Source organism: Brenneria populi (assembly GCF_036016195.1).
GTDB lineage: Bacteria > Pseudomonadota > Gammaproteobacteria > Enterobacterales > Enterobacteriaceae > Brenneria > Brenneria populi.
The window spans coordinates 175,460-193,713 of the sequence record NZ_JAYWTM010000006.1; the positions used below are offsets into that span (position 1 = coordinate 175,460).

Annotated in this window: 14 protein-coding genes; 6 read left to right on the forward strand and 8 right to left on the reverse strand. The window is 58.3% G+C overall.

The window, feature by feature from the left end; genetic code table 11:
- Nucleotides 1-51: 51 nt before the first annotated feature.
- Nucleotides 52-477, forward strand: coding sequence for a ribonuclease E inhibitor RraB (rraB, locus tag VSX58_RS08310; protein ID WP_327617673.1), 426 nt, complete (start codon nt 52-54; stop codon nt 475-477).
- Between the two features lie 99 nt (nt 478-576).
- Here the strand turns inward: rraB and VSX58_RS08315 are convergent, their stop codons facing one another.
- Nucleotides 577-1,080, reverse strand: a complete 504-nt coding sequence (locus tag VSX58_RS08315) for a GNAT family N-acetyltransferase (RefSeq protein ID WP_327617674.1) — start codon at nt 1,078-1,080, stop codon at nt 577-579.
- 461 nt (nt 1,081-1,541) lie between these two features.
- Nucleotides 1,542-4,250: a magnesium-translocating P-type ATPase gene (gene mgtA / locus VSX58_RS08320; RefSeq protein ID WP_327617675.1), complete on the reverse strand. Its 2,709-nt coding sequence runs from the start codon at nt 4,248-4,250 to the stop codon at nt 1,542-1,544.
- Nucleotides 4,251-5,025: 775 nt separating this feature from the next.
- Here mgtA and nikA point away from each other — a divergent pair.
- The 5 genes from nikA to VSX58_RS08345 all read left to right on the forward strand — a co-directional run bounded on the left by nikA (nt 5,026) and on the right by VSX58_RS08345 (nt 10,188).
- Complete coding sequence (nikA, locus tag VSX58_RS08325; RefSeq protein WP_327617676.1) at nt 5,026-6,627, forward strand: nickel ABC transporter substrate-binding protein; 1,602 nt, start codon at nt 5,026-5,028, stop codon at nt 6,625-6,627.
- A 202-nt stretch (nt 6,628-6,829) separates the two neighbouring features.
- Nucleotides 6,830-7,762, forward strand: a complete 933-nt coding sequence (opp1B, locus tag VSX58_RS08330) for a nickel/cobalt ABC transporter permease (RefSeq protein WP_327617677.1) — start codon at nt 6,830-6,832, stop codon at nt 7,760-7,762.
- 1 nt (nt 7,763) lies between these two features.
- Nucleotides 7,764-8,591 (forward strand): nickel/cobalt ABC transporter permease, encoded by an 828-nt coding sequence (gene opp1C, locus VSX58_RS08335; protein WP_327617679.1) that lies wholly within the window; start codon nt 7,764-7,766, stop codon nt 8,589-8,591.
- Nucleotides 8,591-9,415 carry an ABC transporter ATP-binding protein gene (locus VSX58_RS08340; protein ID WP_327617680.1) on the forward strand — a complete coding sequence of 275 codons (825 nt, stop codon included), beginning with the start codon at nt 8,591-8,593 and terminating at the stop codon, nt 9,413-9,415. Before opp1C ends, VSX58_RS08340 begins: the two co-directional genes overlap by 1 nt.
- Nucleotides 9,412-10,188, forward strand: coding sequence for an ABC transporter ATP-binding protein (locus VSX58_RS08345; protein ID WP_327617681.1), 777 nt, complete (start codon nt 9,412-9,414; stop codon nt 10,186-10,188). Before VSX58_RS08340 ends, VSX58_RS08345 begins: the two co-directional genes overlap by 4 nt.
- Here VSX58_RS08345 and VSX58_RS08350 read toward each other — a convergent pair.
- From VSX58_RS08350 to ubiI, 6 genes are all read right to left on the reverse strand, one after another.
- Nucleotides 10,185-11,903: an ABC transporter ATP-binding protein gene (locus VSX58_RS08350; protein WP_327617682.1), complete on the reverse strand. Its 1,719-nt coding sequence runs from the start codon at nt 11,901-11,903 to the stop codon at nt 10,185-10,187. The two genes, VSX58_RS08345 and VSX58_RS08350, sit on opposite strands and share 4 nt — an antisense overlap.
- Complete coding sequence (locus VSX58_RS08355; protein WP_327617683.1) at nt 11,900-12,766, reverse strand: ABC transporter permease; 867 nt, start codon at nt 12,764-12,766, stop codon at nt 11,900-11,902. The genes VSX58_RS08350 and VSX58_RS08355 overlap by 4 nt, the downstream gene beginning before the upstream one ends.
- Entirely contained in the window at nt 12,756-13,718 is a 963-nt protein-coding gene (locus VSX58_RS08360; RefSeq protein ID WP_327617684.1) for an ABC transporter permease, read from the reverse strand. Before VSX58_RS08360 ends, VSX58_RS08355 begins: the two co-directional genes overlap by 11 nt.
- On the reverse strand, nt 13,696-15,324 hold the full coding sequence (locus tag VSX58_RS08365; protein WP_327617685.1) for an ABC transporter substrate-binding protein: 1,629 nt from the start codon (nt 15,322-15,324) through the stop codon (nt 13,696-13,698). Before VSX58_RS08365 ends, VSX58_RS08360 begins: the two co-directional genes overlap by 23 nt.
- Before the next feature lie 227 nt (nt 15,325-15,551).
- Entirely contained in the window at nt 15,552-16,094 is a 543-nt protein-coding gene (locus VSX58_RS08370) for a YagU family protein (protein ID WP_327615165.1), read from the reverse strand.
- Between the two features lie 923 nt (nt 16,095-17,017).
- Nucleotides 17,018-18,238: an FAD-dependent 2-octaprenylphenol hydroxylase gene (gene ubiI, locus VSX58_RS08375; RefSeq protein WP_327617686.1), complete on the reverse strand. Its 1,221-nt coding sequence runs from the start codon at nt 18,236-18,238 to the stop codon at nt 17,018-17,020.
- Between the last annotated feature and the right edge of the window lie 16 nt (nt 18,239-18,254).

The following is an 18,254-nucleotide window of genomic DNA, read 5'->3' on the forward strand; positions in this document are numbered from 1 at the left end:
GGGGCTGTGGGAGAATGGCGCGATATTACGTCGGTTAATGAGGACTGAGGAATGGCAAACCGCGAATTGCTGGAAGAACAACGTGAAGAGACACGGCTGATCATCGAAGAACTGCTGGATGACGGCAGCGATCCGGATGCGCTTTATACCATTGAGCACCATTTCTCGGCCGAGAAGTTCGAGGTGCTGGAAAAAGTCGCCGTGGAAGCGTTCAAACTGGGTTATGAAGTGACGGACGCGGAAGAGCTTGAGGTGGAAGACGGCATTTTACTGATGTGCTGCGACGCCATCAGCGAAGTGTCATTGAACGCGGAAATCATCGACGCCCAGGTGGAGCAGCTTGTGACGCTGGCTGAACAGTATGGCGTGAACTACGACGGCTGGGGCACCTACTTTGAAGATCCCGATGGCGAAGAGGGGGAAGACGGGGACGACGAAGACTTCTATGACGAAGACGACGACGGGAAACGCCATTAATCAGTAATCTCCTCCGTTAGCGCCGTGGGGGAAAACCCCACGGTCGAACCGACCGGCGGGTGCCCGTATTGCCGCGGAAACTTGATTATCCTATTTCCCCTACAGCGCTTTCAGCATGGTGACTTCACAATCGGTATGGCGGGTATTGCCCATGGCGTGGGGAATATGTTCGAATCCCAGCGACTGGTACAAACGAATGGCGCTGGTTAAATGCGCCGTCGTTTCCAGATAGCAACGACGGAAACCGTGCCGGCGGGCGAAATCCAGCGCCTGTAAAGCCAGCCGTCTGGCCAATCCCTTACCGCGCAGAACCGGTAAAAAATACATTTTTTGCAGTTCGCACACATCTTCATCGCCGCCCACCAGCGGCGCGATGCCGCCGCCGCCCACTACCTCGCCCTCATATTCCAGTACCCAATAGGCGCTATCCGGCAGGCTGTAGAGTTCAAACAAACTGTCCAGATTCGGATCGGATACGGTATAGCCCTTATCGGCCGTCAAATTGAACTCGGCGGAAACACGGCGGATAACGCCGGCGATAGCCGCGTTATCTTGCGCCGTAATCGGACGAATTCGATAGTTGGCGGGGATGGCGGTTGTCATGGTATTTGCTCTTGTCGTTACGATATCGGGGTCAAATAGACGCTGGCGATTGTAATACCATTGAATCCTGATTTGATGCAATGGTCGATTGCTGTTGTTGGGGCGGGTTAAACGTATCTTCGCAATAACGGCAAAGTCGTTACTCGGATGAGTAACATGCTAAAACAGATAGAAAAATTCAAAGAATATGGCGCCGGGCGGCGGTGTTGAGGATGGCGCTTTCCAGTTAACCTGAGGGCCGGCCTTTAACAAAATCCCGGCCAGGCCGCCGGGATTTTTACGTTATATAGCGTCAGGCTATCAAATTCGGACCGGCGGTGCGTTCAGCGAACTAAAGAAAATAGGTCGTATTGATTATTAAGATAAGCGCCAGCAAAAAGAGTATGACGGACCATGAATTTTTGTTGTTTCTCATATTATGCCTTTAGCCGGCGGGCAGCGCGATGCCCGCCGTTGTGTGGTTAGAACCATTGGCCGAAGCGGCGGATATAAATATGTTTCATCAATTGCGCCACGGTGCAGTAGCCAATCAGCGTCGCCGCCAGCCACGGAAAGTATTCCCACGGCAATGGCTGTAGCCCGACCAGCGTACCCAGCGGCGAAAAGGGGATATATATACCTAACGCCATCACTAGGCCGGTCATCAGCATTACCGGCAGGGCGGCGGTACTCTGGATAAATGGAATTTTCCGGGTGCGCAGCATGTGCACCACCAGCGTTTGCGACAGCAATCCTTCGATAAACCAGCCGGACTGGAACAGCGCCTGATGTTCGACGCTATTGGCCGCGAACACGAACCACATCAACGCATAGGTGGTGATATCGAAAATAGATGAGGTCGGCCCGATCCATAGCATAAAGCGCCCGATGTTTTTGGCGTCCCACCTGCGCGGTTTACGTAAAAACTCTTTGTCCATTTTGTCCCACGGCAGCGACAGCTGTGAGATGTCGTACATCAGATTTTGCATCAACAGATGAATCGCCAGCATCGGCAGAAACGGGATAAACGCGCTGGCGACCAATACCGAAAACACGTTGCCGAAATTGGAGCTGGCGGTCATGTTCAGGTATTTGATGATATTGCCGAAGGTTTCCCGTCCTTTAATCACGCCTTCTTCCAATACCATCAGGTTCTTTTCCAACAGGATGATGTCTGCCGATTCTTTGGCGATATCGGTGCCGGTATCCACGGAAATACCGATATCGGCGTCACGCAGCGCCGGCGCATCGTTGATGCCGTCGCCGAGAAAACCAACGGTGTGATCGTTTCCCTGCAAGGCTTTCAGCACGCGCGATTTTTGCAGCGGCGTCAGGCGGCAAAAGACCGTACGTTGCTCTACCAGCACGGATAACCGCCGGTCGCTCAGCGTTTCGATCTCTCCCCCCGTCAGCGGTTCGCCGGGCTCCAGACCGACATCACGGCAGATTTTGCTGGTGATAATCGGGTTATCCCCGGTCAGCACCTTAACGGTTACGCCATTTTCACGCAGCGCGCGGATTGCGGAAGCGGCGCTTTCCTTCGGCGGATCGAGGAAGGTCAACAGACCGTGGATCACCAGGTCGCGCTCGTCGTCGGCGCCCAGCGGCAGCATGTCGTCGGCGGCGCCGAACTCGCGTAAGCCGATCATCAGGACGCGGAATCCCTGCTGGTTGTAGCTCTCCGCCAGCGCCAGTAATGCCGCGCGACGGGGCTCATCCAGCTCAACGCTCCGTCCGTTTTCAGACACATGGGTCGCGATAGCCAGCATCTCTTCCACCGCGCCTTTACAGATTAGGCGCTGATGGTTGTTTTCGTCCGCCACGACGATAGACAGGCGGCGGCGGATAAAATCAAACGGCAATTCATCGATTTTACGATAGCGAGCAAGTGCGGCGATCTCCGGTTTGTCGCGCCCGAAATGGATAATTGCTTTATCCATCAGGTTTTTCATGCCGCTCTGGTGCGAACTATTTAACCAGGCAAGTTGCAGCACTTCCTCATCGCTGTGACCGTGAATGTTGAGGTGATGCTCAAGAATGATGCGATCCTGCGTCAACGTGCCGGTTTTATCGGTACAGAGCACATCCATCGCGCCGAAATTCTGGATGGCGTTCAGGCGCTTGACCACCACTTTATGCCGCGCCATGGCGATGGCGCCTTTTGCCAGATTGGATGAAACAATCATCGGCAGCATTTCCGGCGTTAATCCCACGGCAACGGCTAATGCGAACAGGCTGGCCTCCATCCAGTCGCCTTTGCTAAAGCCGTTAATCAACAGCACCACCGGCACCATGACCAACATAAAGCGGATCAGCAACCAGCTCACGCTGTTGACCCCGCGGTCGAATGCGGTCTGGGAACGGGTGCCGACAATGGATTTAGCCAGCGAACCAAAATAGGTTTGATCGCCGGTCGCCACCACTACGGCGCTTGCGGTGCCGCTGGACACGCTGGTGCCCATCAGGCAAACGCTGGATAGCGATAGCAAGTCATGCTCGCCACCGCTTTCAGGCTGACTGGATTTGGCGTGGATATTACTTAAAATATCATATTTTTCAATTGGTAACGACTCTCCTGTCAATACCGCCTGACTGACGAACAGATCGCGTGATTCGATCAGGCGAACGTCCGCCGGGATCATGTCGCCGGCGGAAAGAAACAGAATGTCGCCCGGCACGAGGCGCTGGAGCGGAATTTCCTGGCGTGCCGGCGACGCGTTTTCAACGCTTCGCCGCAATACGGTCGCCGTGGTGCGAACCATTGATTGCAGGGCTTCCGCCGCCTTGTTGGTGCGAAACTCCTGCCAGAAACGCAGCAGCCCACTCAGGCTGACCATTACCAGGATGATGATGATGCCCGTCAGGTCCGTTTCTTCCCCCTGCTGTTTTGGCAGCCAGTAATCGGTAACAAAGCTGATGGCGGCCAGCGCGATCAACACATAAATAAAGGGGTTATTGAAAGCGGATAATAGCTGTATCAGCGCATGGGGCGATTTTTCATGCGCCACCCGATTTTCACCATACGTCTGTTGGCGATCGGCGACGTCGTCGTTAGTCAGACCATGAAGATTGGTGTTCATATTGGTCAGCGTTTGGGTCAGGCTGTTTTTCGCCTCGCGGGCGATGGCAAATGTGGCCGCGCCTTTGGGGTGATGGCGACGATTTGCCGTCTGATTGATCATTTCTGTCATTTGATCATCTCTATCATGCTAATTATTTTTGTTGACTTGTCCGCCGCGCACGGGCGCGCATCCCTGCGAAAAGGGACGTATGGCGGGCTGAGAATAGTGAGGCGTAGCGGGCGGAAGAGAAGAGAACAGAAAGGGCGTTTAGAAAAGACTGCTCCTTTTATTCCGACCGACGCGATTTACCGGATAATCTGGGGTGCTCGTCCATATTGTCTCCTTATCACCGCCTGGGCGATCATGTGTTTTATGGTTGGCTGGTTGCGCCGGTATTTTTGGGCGTAAAACATCGGACGCAATGCCAGCGACCGTTATCACGCTGCGCGAGCGTCATGTTATTCAGGGGATGCAACAGTTCGAAAAAGGGAGTGTCGCTGCCCGCCGGTTTGCGGCAAGCGGCAATCAGAAGAGATGAATTAGCGCTTGCCCGTTATTTGGTTTGAAAATCTGAGCGACTTTGCAAACGGTGTTGGGTTCGAAAACCAGGATTGTCCAAGAGAGTTCTCCGCTAAAATTTGGTCGAATTGTATCCATGCGAAATTATTTTGTAAACCCGGCTTTCTAAACCAATCTTCAACGGAAGACAAAGGATTAGGATATTTATCGTCGCGCTCTGGGCGGCGTTAAACCGGCAATGTGCCAGTTTGCTCTTCAATTTCTCTGCGCTAAATCATGGTTTTTTAAGTGATAATAAGTATCATTTCGTAGTCCGGGTAGGGACGAATTCACCATACATTATTATTTCCGCGTTTCGCGCTTATTTGGTAAATGGATTATTACTATGTCTGAATTAAAATCAGCTCTGCATGTTGGTAAAAGTAAATCCTCTCGACTCATTGCTTCCCTGTTGTTCTGCTTCTCTCCGCTGTTCGCCGCTCCGGTCGCCGCCGAAGCGCCTCAGTCCCTGACTTTCGCTAATTTCCGCGATACCCGCGATCTCAACCCGCATATCTACTCCGGCGAGATCTGGGCGCAGAATATGCTGTATGAGTCACTGGTTAAAGTCACCCCAAGGGGCATCGAGCCCTGGCTGGCCGAAAAGTGGGAGACCTCGGCGGACGGCAAGACGTACACCTTCACGCTGCGTTCCGATGTGAAGTTCAGCGACGGCGCGGCATTCAATGCGCAAAGCGCGAAACAGAATATTGACGCGGTGCTGGCTAACCGGCAGCGCCACGGCTGGCTGGAAATGGTGCGCATCATCGATAAGGTTGAAGCCCTGGATGAGCGCCGGCTGCGTTTTACGCTGAAAGAGCCCTATTATCCTTTCCTGACCGAACTGGCGGTGACCCGTCCGATGCGCTTTATTTCGCCCGCGGCGATGAAGGAGGGGGGAACGAAGCACGGCGTTAACGCTTATATCGGCACTGGCCCTTATGTTATGAGCGAACATAAAACCGATGAATATGCGGTGTTTACGCTCAACCCTCACTATTGGGGAGAAAAACCGCAGTTGGAAAAAGTGGTGATGAAAGTCATTCCCGATACGCAAACGCGCTTGCTCGCTTTGCAAAAAGGGGAGATCGAGCTGATTTACGGTAAAAACATGATTGACGCCGATGCGTTCGCCCAACTGAGCAAGGATAAAAAATTTACCGCCAGGCTATCCGAGCCGGTGTCGACCCGCATGCTGTTGATCAACACGACCTCGGAAAATCTGAAGGATGTGCGCGTGCGTCGGGCGTTGCAGCATGCGGTGAATAAAGTCGATATCGCGGAAGGGATTTTTAACGGCAGCGAAATTCCCGCCGATACGCTGCTGGCGAAAAATGTGCCGTACAGCAATATCGATCTGAAACCCTATGCCTATGACCTTGAGCAGGCGAAAAAACTGCTGGATGCGGCGGGTTGGCAACAGAAGATCGGCCAAACCTGGCGCCAGAAAGAGGGCGAGCCGCTGTCTATCGGCATCTACTATGACAGCAATACCGCCTCGCAGAAGGTGATCGCCGAATACCTGCAAAACGCGTTCGCCGAATTGGGCATTGAGCTCAAGCTGCACGGCGAGGAGGAGCAGGCCTATCGCGATCGCCAGAAAGCCGGGCAATTCGATATCGTGTTTAATATCTCCTGGGGGACGCCCTACGATCCGCAGTCATTCCTCGCCGGCATGAAACTGCCGGTCTACGGCGACTATGCGGCTCAGCAGGGGCTGGCGCAGAAAAAGCAGATCGACGACAGCATCGGCCATGCCCTTATCACCACCGACGAAAAGGAGCGGCAGGCGTTATATCGCTATGTGCTGAGCACGCTGCATGATGAAGCCGTCTACATTCCGCTGACCTATGAGCGTAACCGGGCGGTCTATGTGAATAGCCTGAAGGGCGTGGATTTCAATCCGTCGCAGTTTGAGATCCCGTTTGATCGCATGTATCGCGATTAAGCGACGCCAGGCGAGGTGGCGAGCCTGATACCTCCGTCGACGCCGACCCCGGCGAGGGGAAAATTTAGGGGAAACGCCGGGGGAGGTTCCCGTAGGGACGCCCGTCCCGGTGGTCGCCCCGTGTATCTCGATGCTTAAACGATCGGTATTACGGTATCGGGCCGCTTTATCGCTCCGCCCGTAAAGTTATATAGGTTGCCGCGTGAAGAAATATCTCTGTCGTCGTCTGTTACTGACGCTACCGGTTTTGCTGGGGATTTCGCTCATCTCTTTTTTACTGTTGAATCTGGTGCCGGCCGATCCGGCGGAAGTCGCCCTGCGGGTGAATGAAATTATCCCGACGCCGGAGGCGATCGCCGAGATGCGTCAGCAGCTGGGATTGGATCGCCCCTTCCTTATCCGTTATCTCTATTGGCTGTTTGACGCGGCGCGGCTGGATTTTGGCTATTCCTATGTCAACAACCGCCTGGTGCTTGATGAGATCGCCCGCTGCCTGCCGGCGACGCTGCAGCTTGCCGCGCTGTCGCTGGTTATTATCCTGTGCGTCAGCGTCCCCCTGGGGGTCGCGAGCGCGGTTTATAAAGACAGCCTCTTCGACCGCCTGATCCGCGCGCTGGTGTTTCTCGGCACGGCGATGCCCAGCTACTGGCTCGGGCTGCTGCTTATCTGGTGGTTGGCCCTAGAGTGGGACTGGCTGCCGACCAGCGGCGGCGGTACCTTTTCACATCTCGTTCTGCCCGCGGTGACGCTGTCGATGGTTTACGTCGCCGTCTATATCCGTCTGATCCGCAACAATATGCTGGAGAATATGCGGCACTATTATGTCTACTATGCGCGCGTACGCGGGCTGGAAGAAAAACGCATTATCCTGCGCCATGTGCTGAAAAACTCGCTGCACAGCAGCATTACCGCGCTGGGAATGAGTATCCCGCAGCTGCTGGCCGGCACGGTGATCATCGAAAATATCTTCGCCTGGCCGGGCGTCGGGCGCCTATGCGTCTCGGCGATTTTCAGCCGTGATTATCCGGTGATTCAGGCTTATATCCTGATGATGGGCGTACTGTTCGTGCTCTGTAATCTGCTGGTCGACATCATTCAGCGCTGGATGGATCCCGCGCTGCGGCAAGAGGGATAATATGCTTTTTTCGCACCGACTGCTGCGCGATAAGGTCGCGCTACTCTGTTTGCTGACGATCGTTGCGGTGGCGTTGATCGGCATGTTCGCGCCGTGGCTGGCGCCCAACGATCCGAATAAAATCAATATTGCGCGCAAATACGCCGACTTCAGCGCGCGCTTTCCGCTGGGATCCGATCATCTAGGGCGCTGCGTGCTGTCCCGGCTGATGTTCGGCGTGCAAACCACGCTATTTCTGGCGCTGCTGACGATGGCCGTCACCATTGCGATCGGCTGCGTGTTCGGCTTTTTATCCGGCTATTTGCGCGGGCGGCTGGACGAGGCGATGATGCGCTGCTGCGATATCATGCTGTCGTTCCCCAGTCAGGTGATGATTCTGGCGATCGTCGGGGTTTTGGGCGTCGGCATGTTTAACGTGATCCTGGCCAATATCCTGGTGAAATGGGCATGGTATACCCGCATGATCCGCGGGATTATTATCAAGCACAGCCAGAAAAACTATATCCTGTTCTCACGCGCCGGCGGAACGCCGCTGTGGTTTATCCTGCGGCGTCATCTCTTGCCGAATGCGCTGGCGGAGATCGTGGTGCTGGCGACGCTGGATACCGGCTGGGTGATCCTGAGCATCTCCGCGCTGTCGTTCCTCGGGCTGGGCGTGCAGGCGCCGACGGCGGAGTGGGGGGCGATGCTGAGCGAAGCGCAGAAAGTGATGATGATCCATCCGACGCAGATGCTGGCGCCGGGGCTGGCGATTCTGATTGTGGTGGCGGCATTTAATCTGTTGGGCGACTGTTTGCGCGATGCGCTCGACCCACGGGAGTCTCGCTGATGAGCGATCTATTACGGGTAGAACATTTACAGGTCGGGCTGGCGTCCGGGAAGCGCCGCCTGCTGCATGATATTTCCTTTACGCTGCCGCATCACGCCTGCCTTGGCATCGTCGGCGAGAGCGGCAGCGGTAAAAGCCTTACCTGCCGCGCGCTGATGGGGCTGCTGGGCGGCGAGTTTACCCAATCCGGGCGCGCCTGGCTGCACGACACGGACCTACTGGCGCAGCCGCCGGAGGCGATGCGCCGCCTGCGGGGTAAAACCATCGGCATGATCCTGCAGCATCCGATGAGCGCCTTCGATCCCCTGCAAACGCTTGGCAGCCAGATGGCGGAGACCTTTCGCGCCCATCTGGCGCTGAGCCGGCGCGACGCCAGGGCGCTGGCGCTGGAGATGATGCGGATGGCGCGGCTGCGCGACGCCGTAAGCTTATTTGATAAATATCCCTGCCAGGTGAGCGGCGGCATGCTGCAACGGGTGATGATCGCCATCGCGCTGGCGCTGGAGCCGCAGCTGTTGATCGCCGATGAGCCGACCACGGCGCTCGATTCGGTGACGCAGTACGACATCATGCGGGAGTTTCGCGCGATCCGCGAACGCCTGGGCACCACCATGATTTTTATCTCGCATGATTTCGGCGTGGTAAACCGTATTGCCGATCGGGTATTGGTGATGCATCAGGGTGAGGCGGTGGAGCAGGGCGAGGCGCGGCAGGTGCTGCATCAGCCGCGGCACCGGCATACCCGCTATCTGGTGGCGTCGCGTCAGGCGTTGCAGCGGCGCTATCAAGAGCTGGTCGATGGCGCGCCGGGAGGCGGACAGTGAGCGTCCTGGTTGCGGTAAACGATGTCCGCCACGGCTACCGCGCGCAGGATGGCGGCCCCTGGCTGCCGGTGCTTAACGGCGTATCGTTCAGCGTGCAGGCTGGCGAGTGTCTGGGCGTGGTCGGCGAGAGCGGCAGCGGCAAAAGCACCCTGGGGCGTATTTTGCTGGGGCTGGAGGCGCCGCGGAGCGGAGAGGTTCAGCTGGCCGGCCGGCCGCTGTATGCGCCGCCGCGCTTCTGGCGCGCGCGCCGCGCCGGGCGAACCCGCGTCAGCGCCGTTTTTCAGGATTACGCCTCGTCGGCCAACCCCCTGATGAAAGTCTCGAGCATTGTCTCCGAACCGCTGCTGGTGTCGGGGAAAATACCGCGCGATAAGGTGCGGCGGCGGGTGACGGAGCTGTTGGAACAGGTCGGGCTGGAGGAGGAAGTGTGCGAACGTTTTCCCCATCAGCTCAGCGGCGGGCAGATGCAGCGGGTGTGCATCGCCAGAGCCATTGCCGGCGAGCCGGACTTTATGGTGCTGGACGAGGCGGTCAGCGCGCTGGATGTCACCGTACAGGTCCAGATTCTGGATCTGCTGGCCGAACTGCGCCGGCGGCTGGGCCTAACCTATCTGTTTATCAGTCACGATCTGACGGCCATCGCCTATTTATGCCAGCGCGTCCTCTTCCTGCAGCAGGGCCATATCATTGAGCGGGTCGATGATATGACGGCGCTCGGGCAGGTGCGGCATCCTTACGCCCGCAATCTTTTACAGGCGGTTATGGCGTTTTAATGCGTCGGGCCGGCGGCGGTTGACGGGGGCGGTTCGTTCACCGTCGACAGCAGCAGCCGGGTATAGGGGTGCCGCGGCCGGCTGAATATTTGCCCGACATCGCCGGTTTCAACGATTTCACCGTCTTTCATCACCGCGATGCGGTGGCTCATGTGCTGCACCACGCCGAGATCGTGCGAAATAAATAGCATGGAGAGCCGTAGCTGACGCTGCAGCGCCACCAGCAGATCCAGCACCTGCGCCTGGGTGGTCACGTCGAGCGCGGAAACCGGTTCGTCGCAGATAAGAATATCCGGCTCGGAGGCCAGCGCCTGGGCGATCGACACCCGTTGCCGCTGTCCGCCGGAAAGCGCGTTCGGACGGCGCGCCAGCAGATCCGGCGTCAGGCCGACCAGCGTCAGCAGAGTCAGAATGCGCCGTTGCCGATCCGCCTGGCTGATATCGCGGCGCAGCCGCAGCGGCTGCTGGAGGATCTTCTCCACGGTGAACTGCGGATCGAACGAGCCGAGCGGATCTTGCGTGATGGTCTGAATTCGCGCGCGCAGCGGCCGGCGCTCGCGCTCCGACAGCGCGCTCCAGGGGCGCTCGGACAGCAATACCTCGCCGCTGTCCGGTTTTCGTAGGGCCAGGATCACTTTTCCCAACGTGGTTTTTCCGGACCCCGATTCGCCGACGACGCCCAGGGTTTCACCTCGTTGCACCTCCAGCGATACTTGATTGACGGCATGCATACGGCTGCCGTCAGGGCGGGTAAAGGAAACCGATATCCGATCCGCCTTCAGCGCCACCTCCGAAACCGTTTCGCCGTGCGCGTTGAGTGACGACACTACCCCGGCGGGCAGGTCGCGCAGCGGATTTTCGCCCGCCAGCCAGTCGCCGCGCGTCGCGGCGGTGGGGATCGCCGCCAGCAGCCGGCGGGTATAGGGGTGCTTGGGCGCCGAAAGCACCTGGTCGACGTCGCCGATTTCCACCAGTTCGCCTTTCTGCATGACGATAACCCGGTCCGCCACCTGCGAGACCACCGCCAGATCGTGGGTGATCAGCAGCACGCCGTGACCGGCCCGCGCCAGAGCGGTAAACACTTTCAGCACCTGCTGTTGTACGGTGGCGTCCAGCGCCGTGGTGGGCTCGTCGGCGATCAATAGCCGCGGGCCGCCGGCCAGCGCGGAGGCGATAAGCGCCCGCTGGCGTAAACCGCCGGAGAGTTCGTGCGGATACTGCGCCGCGCGGTTGGCCGGGTCGGGAATGCCCGCCTGTTCCAGCAGCGCCGCCACGCGTTCGGCGACCTCGGCGCGAGGAAGAAGCCGATGGGTGAGGATCGGTTCCGCCACCTCCTGGCCGATTTTGCGCAACGGATCGAGGGAGACCAGCGCATCCTGCAAAATAAAACCTATCTCGCGCCCGCGGATGCGCCGCCAGTCACCCTCGCCCAGGCCGCGCAGATCGCAGCGGCCGCCGTCATGGCGCAGCAGATCGATGGCGTCGGCGCGGACCTCGGCCTGTTCGCCCGCCAGCCCGACCAGCGCGCGCGCGGTAACCGACTTGCCCGATCCCGATTCGCCGACCAGCGCCAGAATTTCGCCGGCGTTGACCTGAAAGCCGAGGTTTTTCACCGACTCCACCGGGTCGCCTTCGCCGCCGGGGAAGGTGACGCTTAAGCCGGCGACGCGCAGCAGCGGTTGCGCGGCGGACGCGGCAGGGGGATGACTCATCATGAACCGCCTTTTGCCAGAATGGTTTGTAAACGCCGCCCCAACAGCGTGATGGCGATGACGGAAAGCGCCACCACCGTAGCCGGAAACAGGCTGACCCAGGGGGCGATATCCAGGAAGTTGCGGCCGTCGGCCAGCAGCGCGCCCCATTCGGCGGTGGGGGGCACCACGCCCAGGCCGAGGAAGCTCAGGGCGGAGGCGGACAGAATGGCGTGTCCGACGCCGATGGTGGCGACGATCAGCAGCGGGCGCAGGGTGTTGGGAATGATATGCCGCCCGACGATATACAGCGGGCGCTCGCCCAGCGCCACGGCGTGCTCCACATAACCGGAAAGCCGCACCTGGAGCACCTGCGATCTCACCAGCCGCGCGTAGCCGGCGATACCGGCCAGCCCGACCGCCAGCAGCGTGTTTTCCGGCCCCCTTCCCAGCACGGCGATCACCAGCAGCGCCAGCAGCAGATCGGGAAAAGCCAGCATAATATCCAGCAGGCGCACCAGCGCCGCGCGCAGCGGCGCGGGAGCCAGCACCGACAGGGTGCCGAACAATACGCCGCCCAGGCAGGCGATCAGCATGGCGCCGATGCCGATGCTCAGCGACAGCGAGGTGCCGTGGATCACCCGGGCCAGGATATCCCGGCCCAGCGTATCGGTGCCGAACCAGTGCTCGCCGCTCGGCGGCTGTAGTACCGCGCCGAGATCCATTTCATCGGCGGTGCGGCTGGTAAACAGCGTCGGGAAAAAGAGCGCCAGCAGCAGCAGGAGTACGACGGCCGCCGGCAGTAAGGTCGCTGGGGCAAGCCAGGGATTATGACGATAGCGGGCGCGGCGTCGCGGATGTGGAAGTATCATAGATTCACTGCTCATGGGCGTTCGCCTTTTTGCGCAAACGGGGATCGACAATCAGATACAGGGCATCCACCAGCAGGTTGATCGTCACAAACAGCAGCGCGGACAGCATCACCACGCCGAGCACCAATGGCATGTCGCGGGTTTCGATCGCCTGTAGCGTAATCTGTCCGATGCCGGCGCGTCCGAAAACCGTTTCGGTTAGCACTGAGCCGCCGAGCACGCTGGCCAGCAGCGTACCGGTCAGCGTCGACGCCGCCAGCGTCGCATGGCGCAGCGCGTGGCGGATCCTCAGCCGGGTTTCGCTGACGCCGCGGGTGCGTACCGTCAGGGCGAAAGGCTGGGACAGGGCGTCCTCCAGCCCGTCGCGCAGCACCTGGCTGAGCAGCGCCGCGATCGGCAGGCTGAGGGTGATGACGGGCAGCACCAGCGAGATCGCGCCGTCATTGCCGGTTACCGGAAACCACTGCAGATGAAAGCTGAAAATACTCAGCAGCACAATCCCGATCCAGTACACCGGCGTGCTGAGCAGCGTCAGCTCCAGCCAGGAGAGCGCCCGCCGCAGCGGTTGATAGCGCCCTGCGGTGAGCAGCGCGCTGGAAACGGCCAGCGCCAGCGCCAGTGCGATCCCGCCGAGCGCCAGCGGCAGCGTTTCGCGCATGGCGTCGGCAATCACCGACAGCACCGGCTGCCGGTACTGGTAGCTGACGCCGAAATCGCCCTGCAGCGCCTGGGCGCAATAGCGCAGGTACTGTATCCACAGCGGCCGGTCGAGGCCGAACTGGCGGGACAGCTCTTCGCGGTAGGCATCGTCCACTACGTTGTCGCCGCCGCTGAGAATGGCGATGGGGTCGCCGGGAATCAGTTTGACGGCGATAAACGTCAGGGTGGCCGCGCCCCAGAGCACGGCCAGAATGGTCAACAGACGTTTGCCGAGCCCCGCCAGATTAGCGTTTGATCCAGACATCATAGAAGTTCGGTTTGGCATTGGTCGCCCAGCTTACGCCCTGCACCTGTTTCGACAGGCCAAGCTGGTAGGCCGGAATATAGACGGGAAGAACGTAGGCTTTATCGATCGCTTCATGCTGAACGTCGGTGTAGAGCTGTTTACGCTCGGCGTCGCCGGCGCCGACCGCTTTTCTCAGCTTCTCATCCAGCGCGCTGATGCGGGTAAAATTGTTGCCGTTGGGCGGCGCGTAGGCGGAATCAAACACCGTGCGCAGAATATCCGGCTCGGCGCGGACGAAATAGTTGGAGGCGACGTCGTAGTCATTGGCGTTGGTGCGGCTGGTAAACGAGCCGGCGTCGCTCGGATCGAGCTTCAGCTCAAACCCGGCCTGCTTGACCTGATACTGAATCGCCTGGAACAGGGTGACGTCGGCGGCCTCAACGTTGGTGCTGGCATAGACGAAAGTGACCGTCAGGCGTTTGCCGTCTTTGGTGCGGTAGCCTTCGCTGTCCCTGATGTTCCAACCCGCGTCGTCCAGCAGCCGGTTGGCCTTTTGCAGATCGAATCCCCAGCGCGATTTCACCGTCGGATCGTAATACAGCGTCGCCGGACCCATGACGTTATCCGCCGCTTTCAGCGTGCCGAAATAGGAGACCTTCACCGCCGTCGCGGTATCCGCCGCGCTTTGGAACGCCTGACGGATCTTGACGTCCTGGAACGGGCCCTTGCTGGTATTAAAATACAGAACGCGGTTGACGCCCGGATTTTCATAGGTGATTACGTCCAGGCGCGGGTTCTTTTTCACCGCGGGGTAATTCGCCGGCGGCACCGCGTCAATGGCCTGGAGCTGGCCGCTGGTCAGCGCGCCCAGCCTGACGGACGCTTCCGGCAGGTATTTAAAGGTAATGCCGTCCAGATACGCCGGGCCGCTATGTTTAGCGTAACCGGGGCCCCAGTTGTAATCCGCGCGTTTGCTCAGTTTGCTGCCGCTGCCTTTGACAAAGGAGTCGAGAATAAAGGGCCCGGACCCCACCACCGTGTTGCTGGTGTTCGGGGTTTTCTTCAGATAGGTCGGCGACTGGATGCCCAGATACGGCAGGCTCAGCCCCTGCAGCAGCGGCGCGAAGGAAGAAGAGTAATGGATCACCACCGTGTAGTCGTCGGGAGTGGTGATTTTGTCGATCGGCCCCAGCAGCGATTTGGCGTAGCTGGAGGTGGTTTTCGGATCGAGAATGCGTTCGAGATTATATTTCACCGCTTCGGCATCCAGTTTGCTGCCGTCGCTGAAGGTGACGTCTTTGCGCAGATGGAAAACGTATTCGGTATTGTCGCCGTTGATTTCCCAGCGCTCCGCCAGCCAGGGGGTAAAGCTGTTGTCTTCGGCCTGGCCCACCAGCGAATCCACCACGTTGCGGGCGATCAGCGCCGTCACGCCGTAGGCGGTGATGTGCGGATCGATGATCGGGGTATCGCTGCCCAGCCCGACATTGAGTATGCCCCCCTGAACCGGTTTCTCGCTATTGTCGGCGCTCCAGGCGCTTAGTGGGAGGGCGAAAAGCAGGGATAAAGCGCCTGCGATGAGAAGTTTAGCCGATGGGGATCGCGCTGCTGACTGATTTTTATTCATTCTCAGAGTCCTTGAGATTTTACGTTGGCTCATCTTATGTTGCTGTAAATGTAGGAAGGTTGCGTAAAGGTGTAAAAGCACAAAAAATACTTTTTAATGCCAAAAAGGTATATAACGGCGATGCGCGTGCGGTGGAAAGCGGGAGGAGACGGCGGGGGTCGGGCGGACGGTTCGAAAAAGCGGCCGCCCTGAGAGCAAGGCGGCCGTTATCTTAGGCGCTAGCGCGATTAGCGCGTGGCTTCAGATGCCGGGACTTCAGGATCCGGCGCATGGGTAATGCGGTTACGCAGATCGCGGCGGACAATTTCAACCAGCCAGAAGCAGAACATATGGCCGAACAGTTCAGAGAAGTGTTCGGCAAACGGTTGATCCCACGGCGCGGGAACGGTGCCAAACAGCGGCAGCAGGAAAACGTGAAATACGATGTGAAGAACCAGACCGTAAAAAGCGCCCTGCCAGAGTTTAATTTTGGGATTAAATTCGGCGATGATGCAATAAAGCACGGAGAAACTAATCGAGAAACCAAAGTGCATGATAAAGCTCATGATTGGCCGCGCGTTACCGTTGAATAAATAGGTAATGTGGGACATCTCAAAAGACATGCCGAGCTGCTGTAATAACTCCTGCGGCGGGTTGGTCAGATCGCGAGCAGGCGTTCTTGGGGGAAACGGTATTTCCCAGCCGAATTTAGCCAGGGCGCAAACAAGACCGGCGATTATCCCGATAAGTATCGCCAGCATGATTTTTTCTTTAGTGGTACGTAACTGCATTTTAATTCTCTCCTAAATAACCCGGTAACAGGTTTAATTCCGTATGAATCCCATTCGTCATTGCGTCTGGTCCAAATATCGCGCTGATGAAATAACTCATATACCGTCATACTGCAAGTTGCCTGTGCGTTGGCTTTGTTGCTTGCCCCATCCGTTGCCGCCGCTTCACGTTGTTCAAAACGATGACGTTCTGTCCTGCGACTCGAATTATTTTGTGTATATAGCGCGATACTCGAAGTGAATAAGCGTTGATCCCTATCCGCCGCTCCTCTCCAGATGCGGCAATTCACCTTTCCGCAGCTCGAATTATCCAAAATATAGCGATGGGCCTGGCGGGATAACATGTTATTCAGCCCGGATATTACACCTATCGGCAACTATTATCGATTTTATATTAACGGCGCTATGGAGGAAGGGTGGGTAATAATTACGCGCTTTGTCGTAATTATGGAAAATTAATATTTCAGAGTGTATATTTATGTAAATAAGCTTCTCTTTGTCGAAGGAAATCAGGCCATTTAATTAATGTTATAACGATTGAAAATAATAACTGCGCCATGTAAATCAAATATTTCTATACCCTTCATACTTCAAGCTGCCGGTGCGTTGGCTCCGTTATTCGCTCTTGCGGGACCGACGCAGGCGCCGTCCAAAATCCAGACGGCTGACAAAGTCAGATATTACTCGCCGCGTGTATCTCGATCCGACAGACGGGTTTGTCAGCAAAACGCTGTCGACGTTTTATCCCGCAGCTCGACCTATTGAGGCTATATACTATTTATTGAACGGTGAAATAACTGTGCTGTCGCGCGCATAATTCAGCTCGAACTGGACGGGGCGAAGGGCGGCCGTTTCGCCCGGCGGGCGCGATGCCCGTCTGCGCGGGCATCGGAGCGGCATGGGAGCAAGCGACGGCAATCACGTCATAAGCGAGTTTTGTCTGCGTCCAGCCATGCGGGCAAATCGTTTAACCCCATGGCCTGGCGCACCAGCGTCGGCTTGACGCCGGGGAGGTTGTCCGCCAGCCGCAGGCCGATATCGCGCAACAGCTTTTTGGCCGGATTATCTCCGGCGAATAGCGCGCGGAACCCCTGCATACCGGCGAGCATAACGGCGGCGCTGTGTTTGCGTTTACGCTCATAACGCCGCAGATAAAGGTGCTGACCGATATCCTTCCCCTGCGCCTGCAGGCGCTTCAGTTCGGCAATCAATTCCGCCGCATCCATAAAACCCAGATTGACCCCCTGGCCCGCCAGCGGATGGATGGTGTGCGCGGCATCGCCAATCAGCACCAGACGGTGGGCGGCGAAACTGCGGGCATAGCGGCCCGTCAACGGAAAGACCTGGCGCTCGCTCTCCAGCGCGCATAGCCCCAGCCGGGTATCGAAGGCGATAGCCAGCCGCTGGTTGAATTCGTCGTCCGGCAGCGCCTGCATCTCCTGCGCCCGCTCCGGCGGCAGCGACCAGACGATTGAGCTGAGGTGCGGATCGCCAAGCGGCAGAAACGCGAGGATGCCGTCGCCGTGAAACACCTGCCGCGCGACCGAAAGATGGGGCGACGCCGTACGAACGGTGGCGACCAGCGCATGATGGCCGTAATCCCAGAAGGTGAGGGGAATATCGGCGTGCCGGCGCAGCCAGGAGTGCGCGCCGTCCGCGCCGACCACCAGCCGCGCGGTCAACATATTGCCGTCCTGAAGGGTGATAAAGGCTTCATTTTCTCCCCAGGCGACCTGTTGCAGCGCGGCGGGCGCCAGCAGGGTGATATCGCTCAGCTGGGACGCGCGTTGCCATAGCGCCTGCTGAATAACCGGATTTTCAATGATATGGCCCAGATGGGAAAAGCCGAACTCCTCGCCGCTAAAGCTGATTCTGCCGAAGCTGTCTTTATCCCAGACCTGCATCGCGTTATAGGGGCTGATCCGCCGCGCCGCCAGACTTTCCCAAACGCCCACATGGCGGAGCAGACGTTCGCTGGCGGCGTTGATGGCGGAGACCCGCAGCGCATACTCTTTTTCCGGCGTCTGGGGGGCCGTCGGCCGCTGCTCCAGTACGGCGATGCGCAGACCGTTGCCCTGCAGGCCGCAGGCCAGCGCCAGGCCGACCATGCCGCCGCCGGCGATAACCACGTCGAATGATTGCATATACCTTTTTTCCTGT

Coding starts and splice junctions, on each gene's coding strand:
- ubiI (WP_327617686.1), bottom strand. CDS start 18,238: ATGCAATCATTCGACGTGGTTATCGCCGGCGGCGGCATGGTCGGCCTG.
- VSX58_RS08360 (WP_327617684.1), bottom strand. CDS start 13,718: ATGATGTCTGGATCAAACGCTAATCTGGCGGGGCTCGGCAAACGTCTG.
- VSX58_RS08350 (WP_327617682.1), bottom strand. CDS start 11,903: ATGATGAGTCATCCCCCTGCCGCGTCCGCCGCGCAACCGCTGCTGCGC.
- rraB (WP_327617673.1), top strand. CDS start 52: ATGGCAAACCGCGAATTGCTGGAAGAACAACGTGAAGAGACACGGCTG.
- VSX58_RS08370 (WP_327615165.1), bottom strand. CDS start 16,094: ATGCAGTTACGTACCACTAAAGAAAAAATCATGCTGGCGATACTTATC.
- VSX58_RS08355 (WP_327617683.1), bottom strand. CDS start 12,766: ATGAGCAGTGAATCTATGATACTTCCACATCCGCGACGCCGCGCCCGC.
- nikA (WP_327617676.1), top strand. CDS start 5,026: ATGTCTGAATTAAAATCAGCTCTGCATGTTGGTAAAAGTAAATCCTCT.
- VSX58_RS08315 (WP_327617674.1), bottom strand. CDS start 1,080: ATGACAACCGCCATCCCCGCCAACTATCGAATTCGTCCGATTACGGCG.
- VSX58_RS08340 (WP_327617680.1), top strand. CDS start 8,591: ATGAGCGATCTATTACGGGTAGAACATTTACAGGTCGGGCTGGCGTCC.
- VSX58_RS08365 (WP_327617685.1), bottom strand. CDS start 15,324: ATGAATAAAAATCAGTCAGCAGCGCGATCCCCATCGGCTAAACTTCTC.
- opp1C (WP_327617679.1), top strand. CDS start 7,764: ATGCTTTTTTCGCACCGACTGCTGCGCGATAAGGTCGCGCTACTCTGT.
- mgtA (WP_327617675.1), bottom strand. CDS start 4,250: ATGACAGAAATGATCAATCAGACGGCAAATCGTCGCCATCACCCCAAA.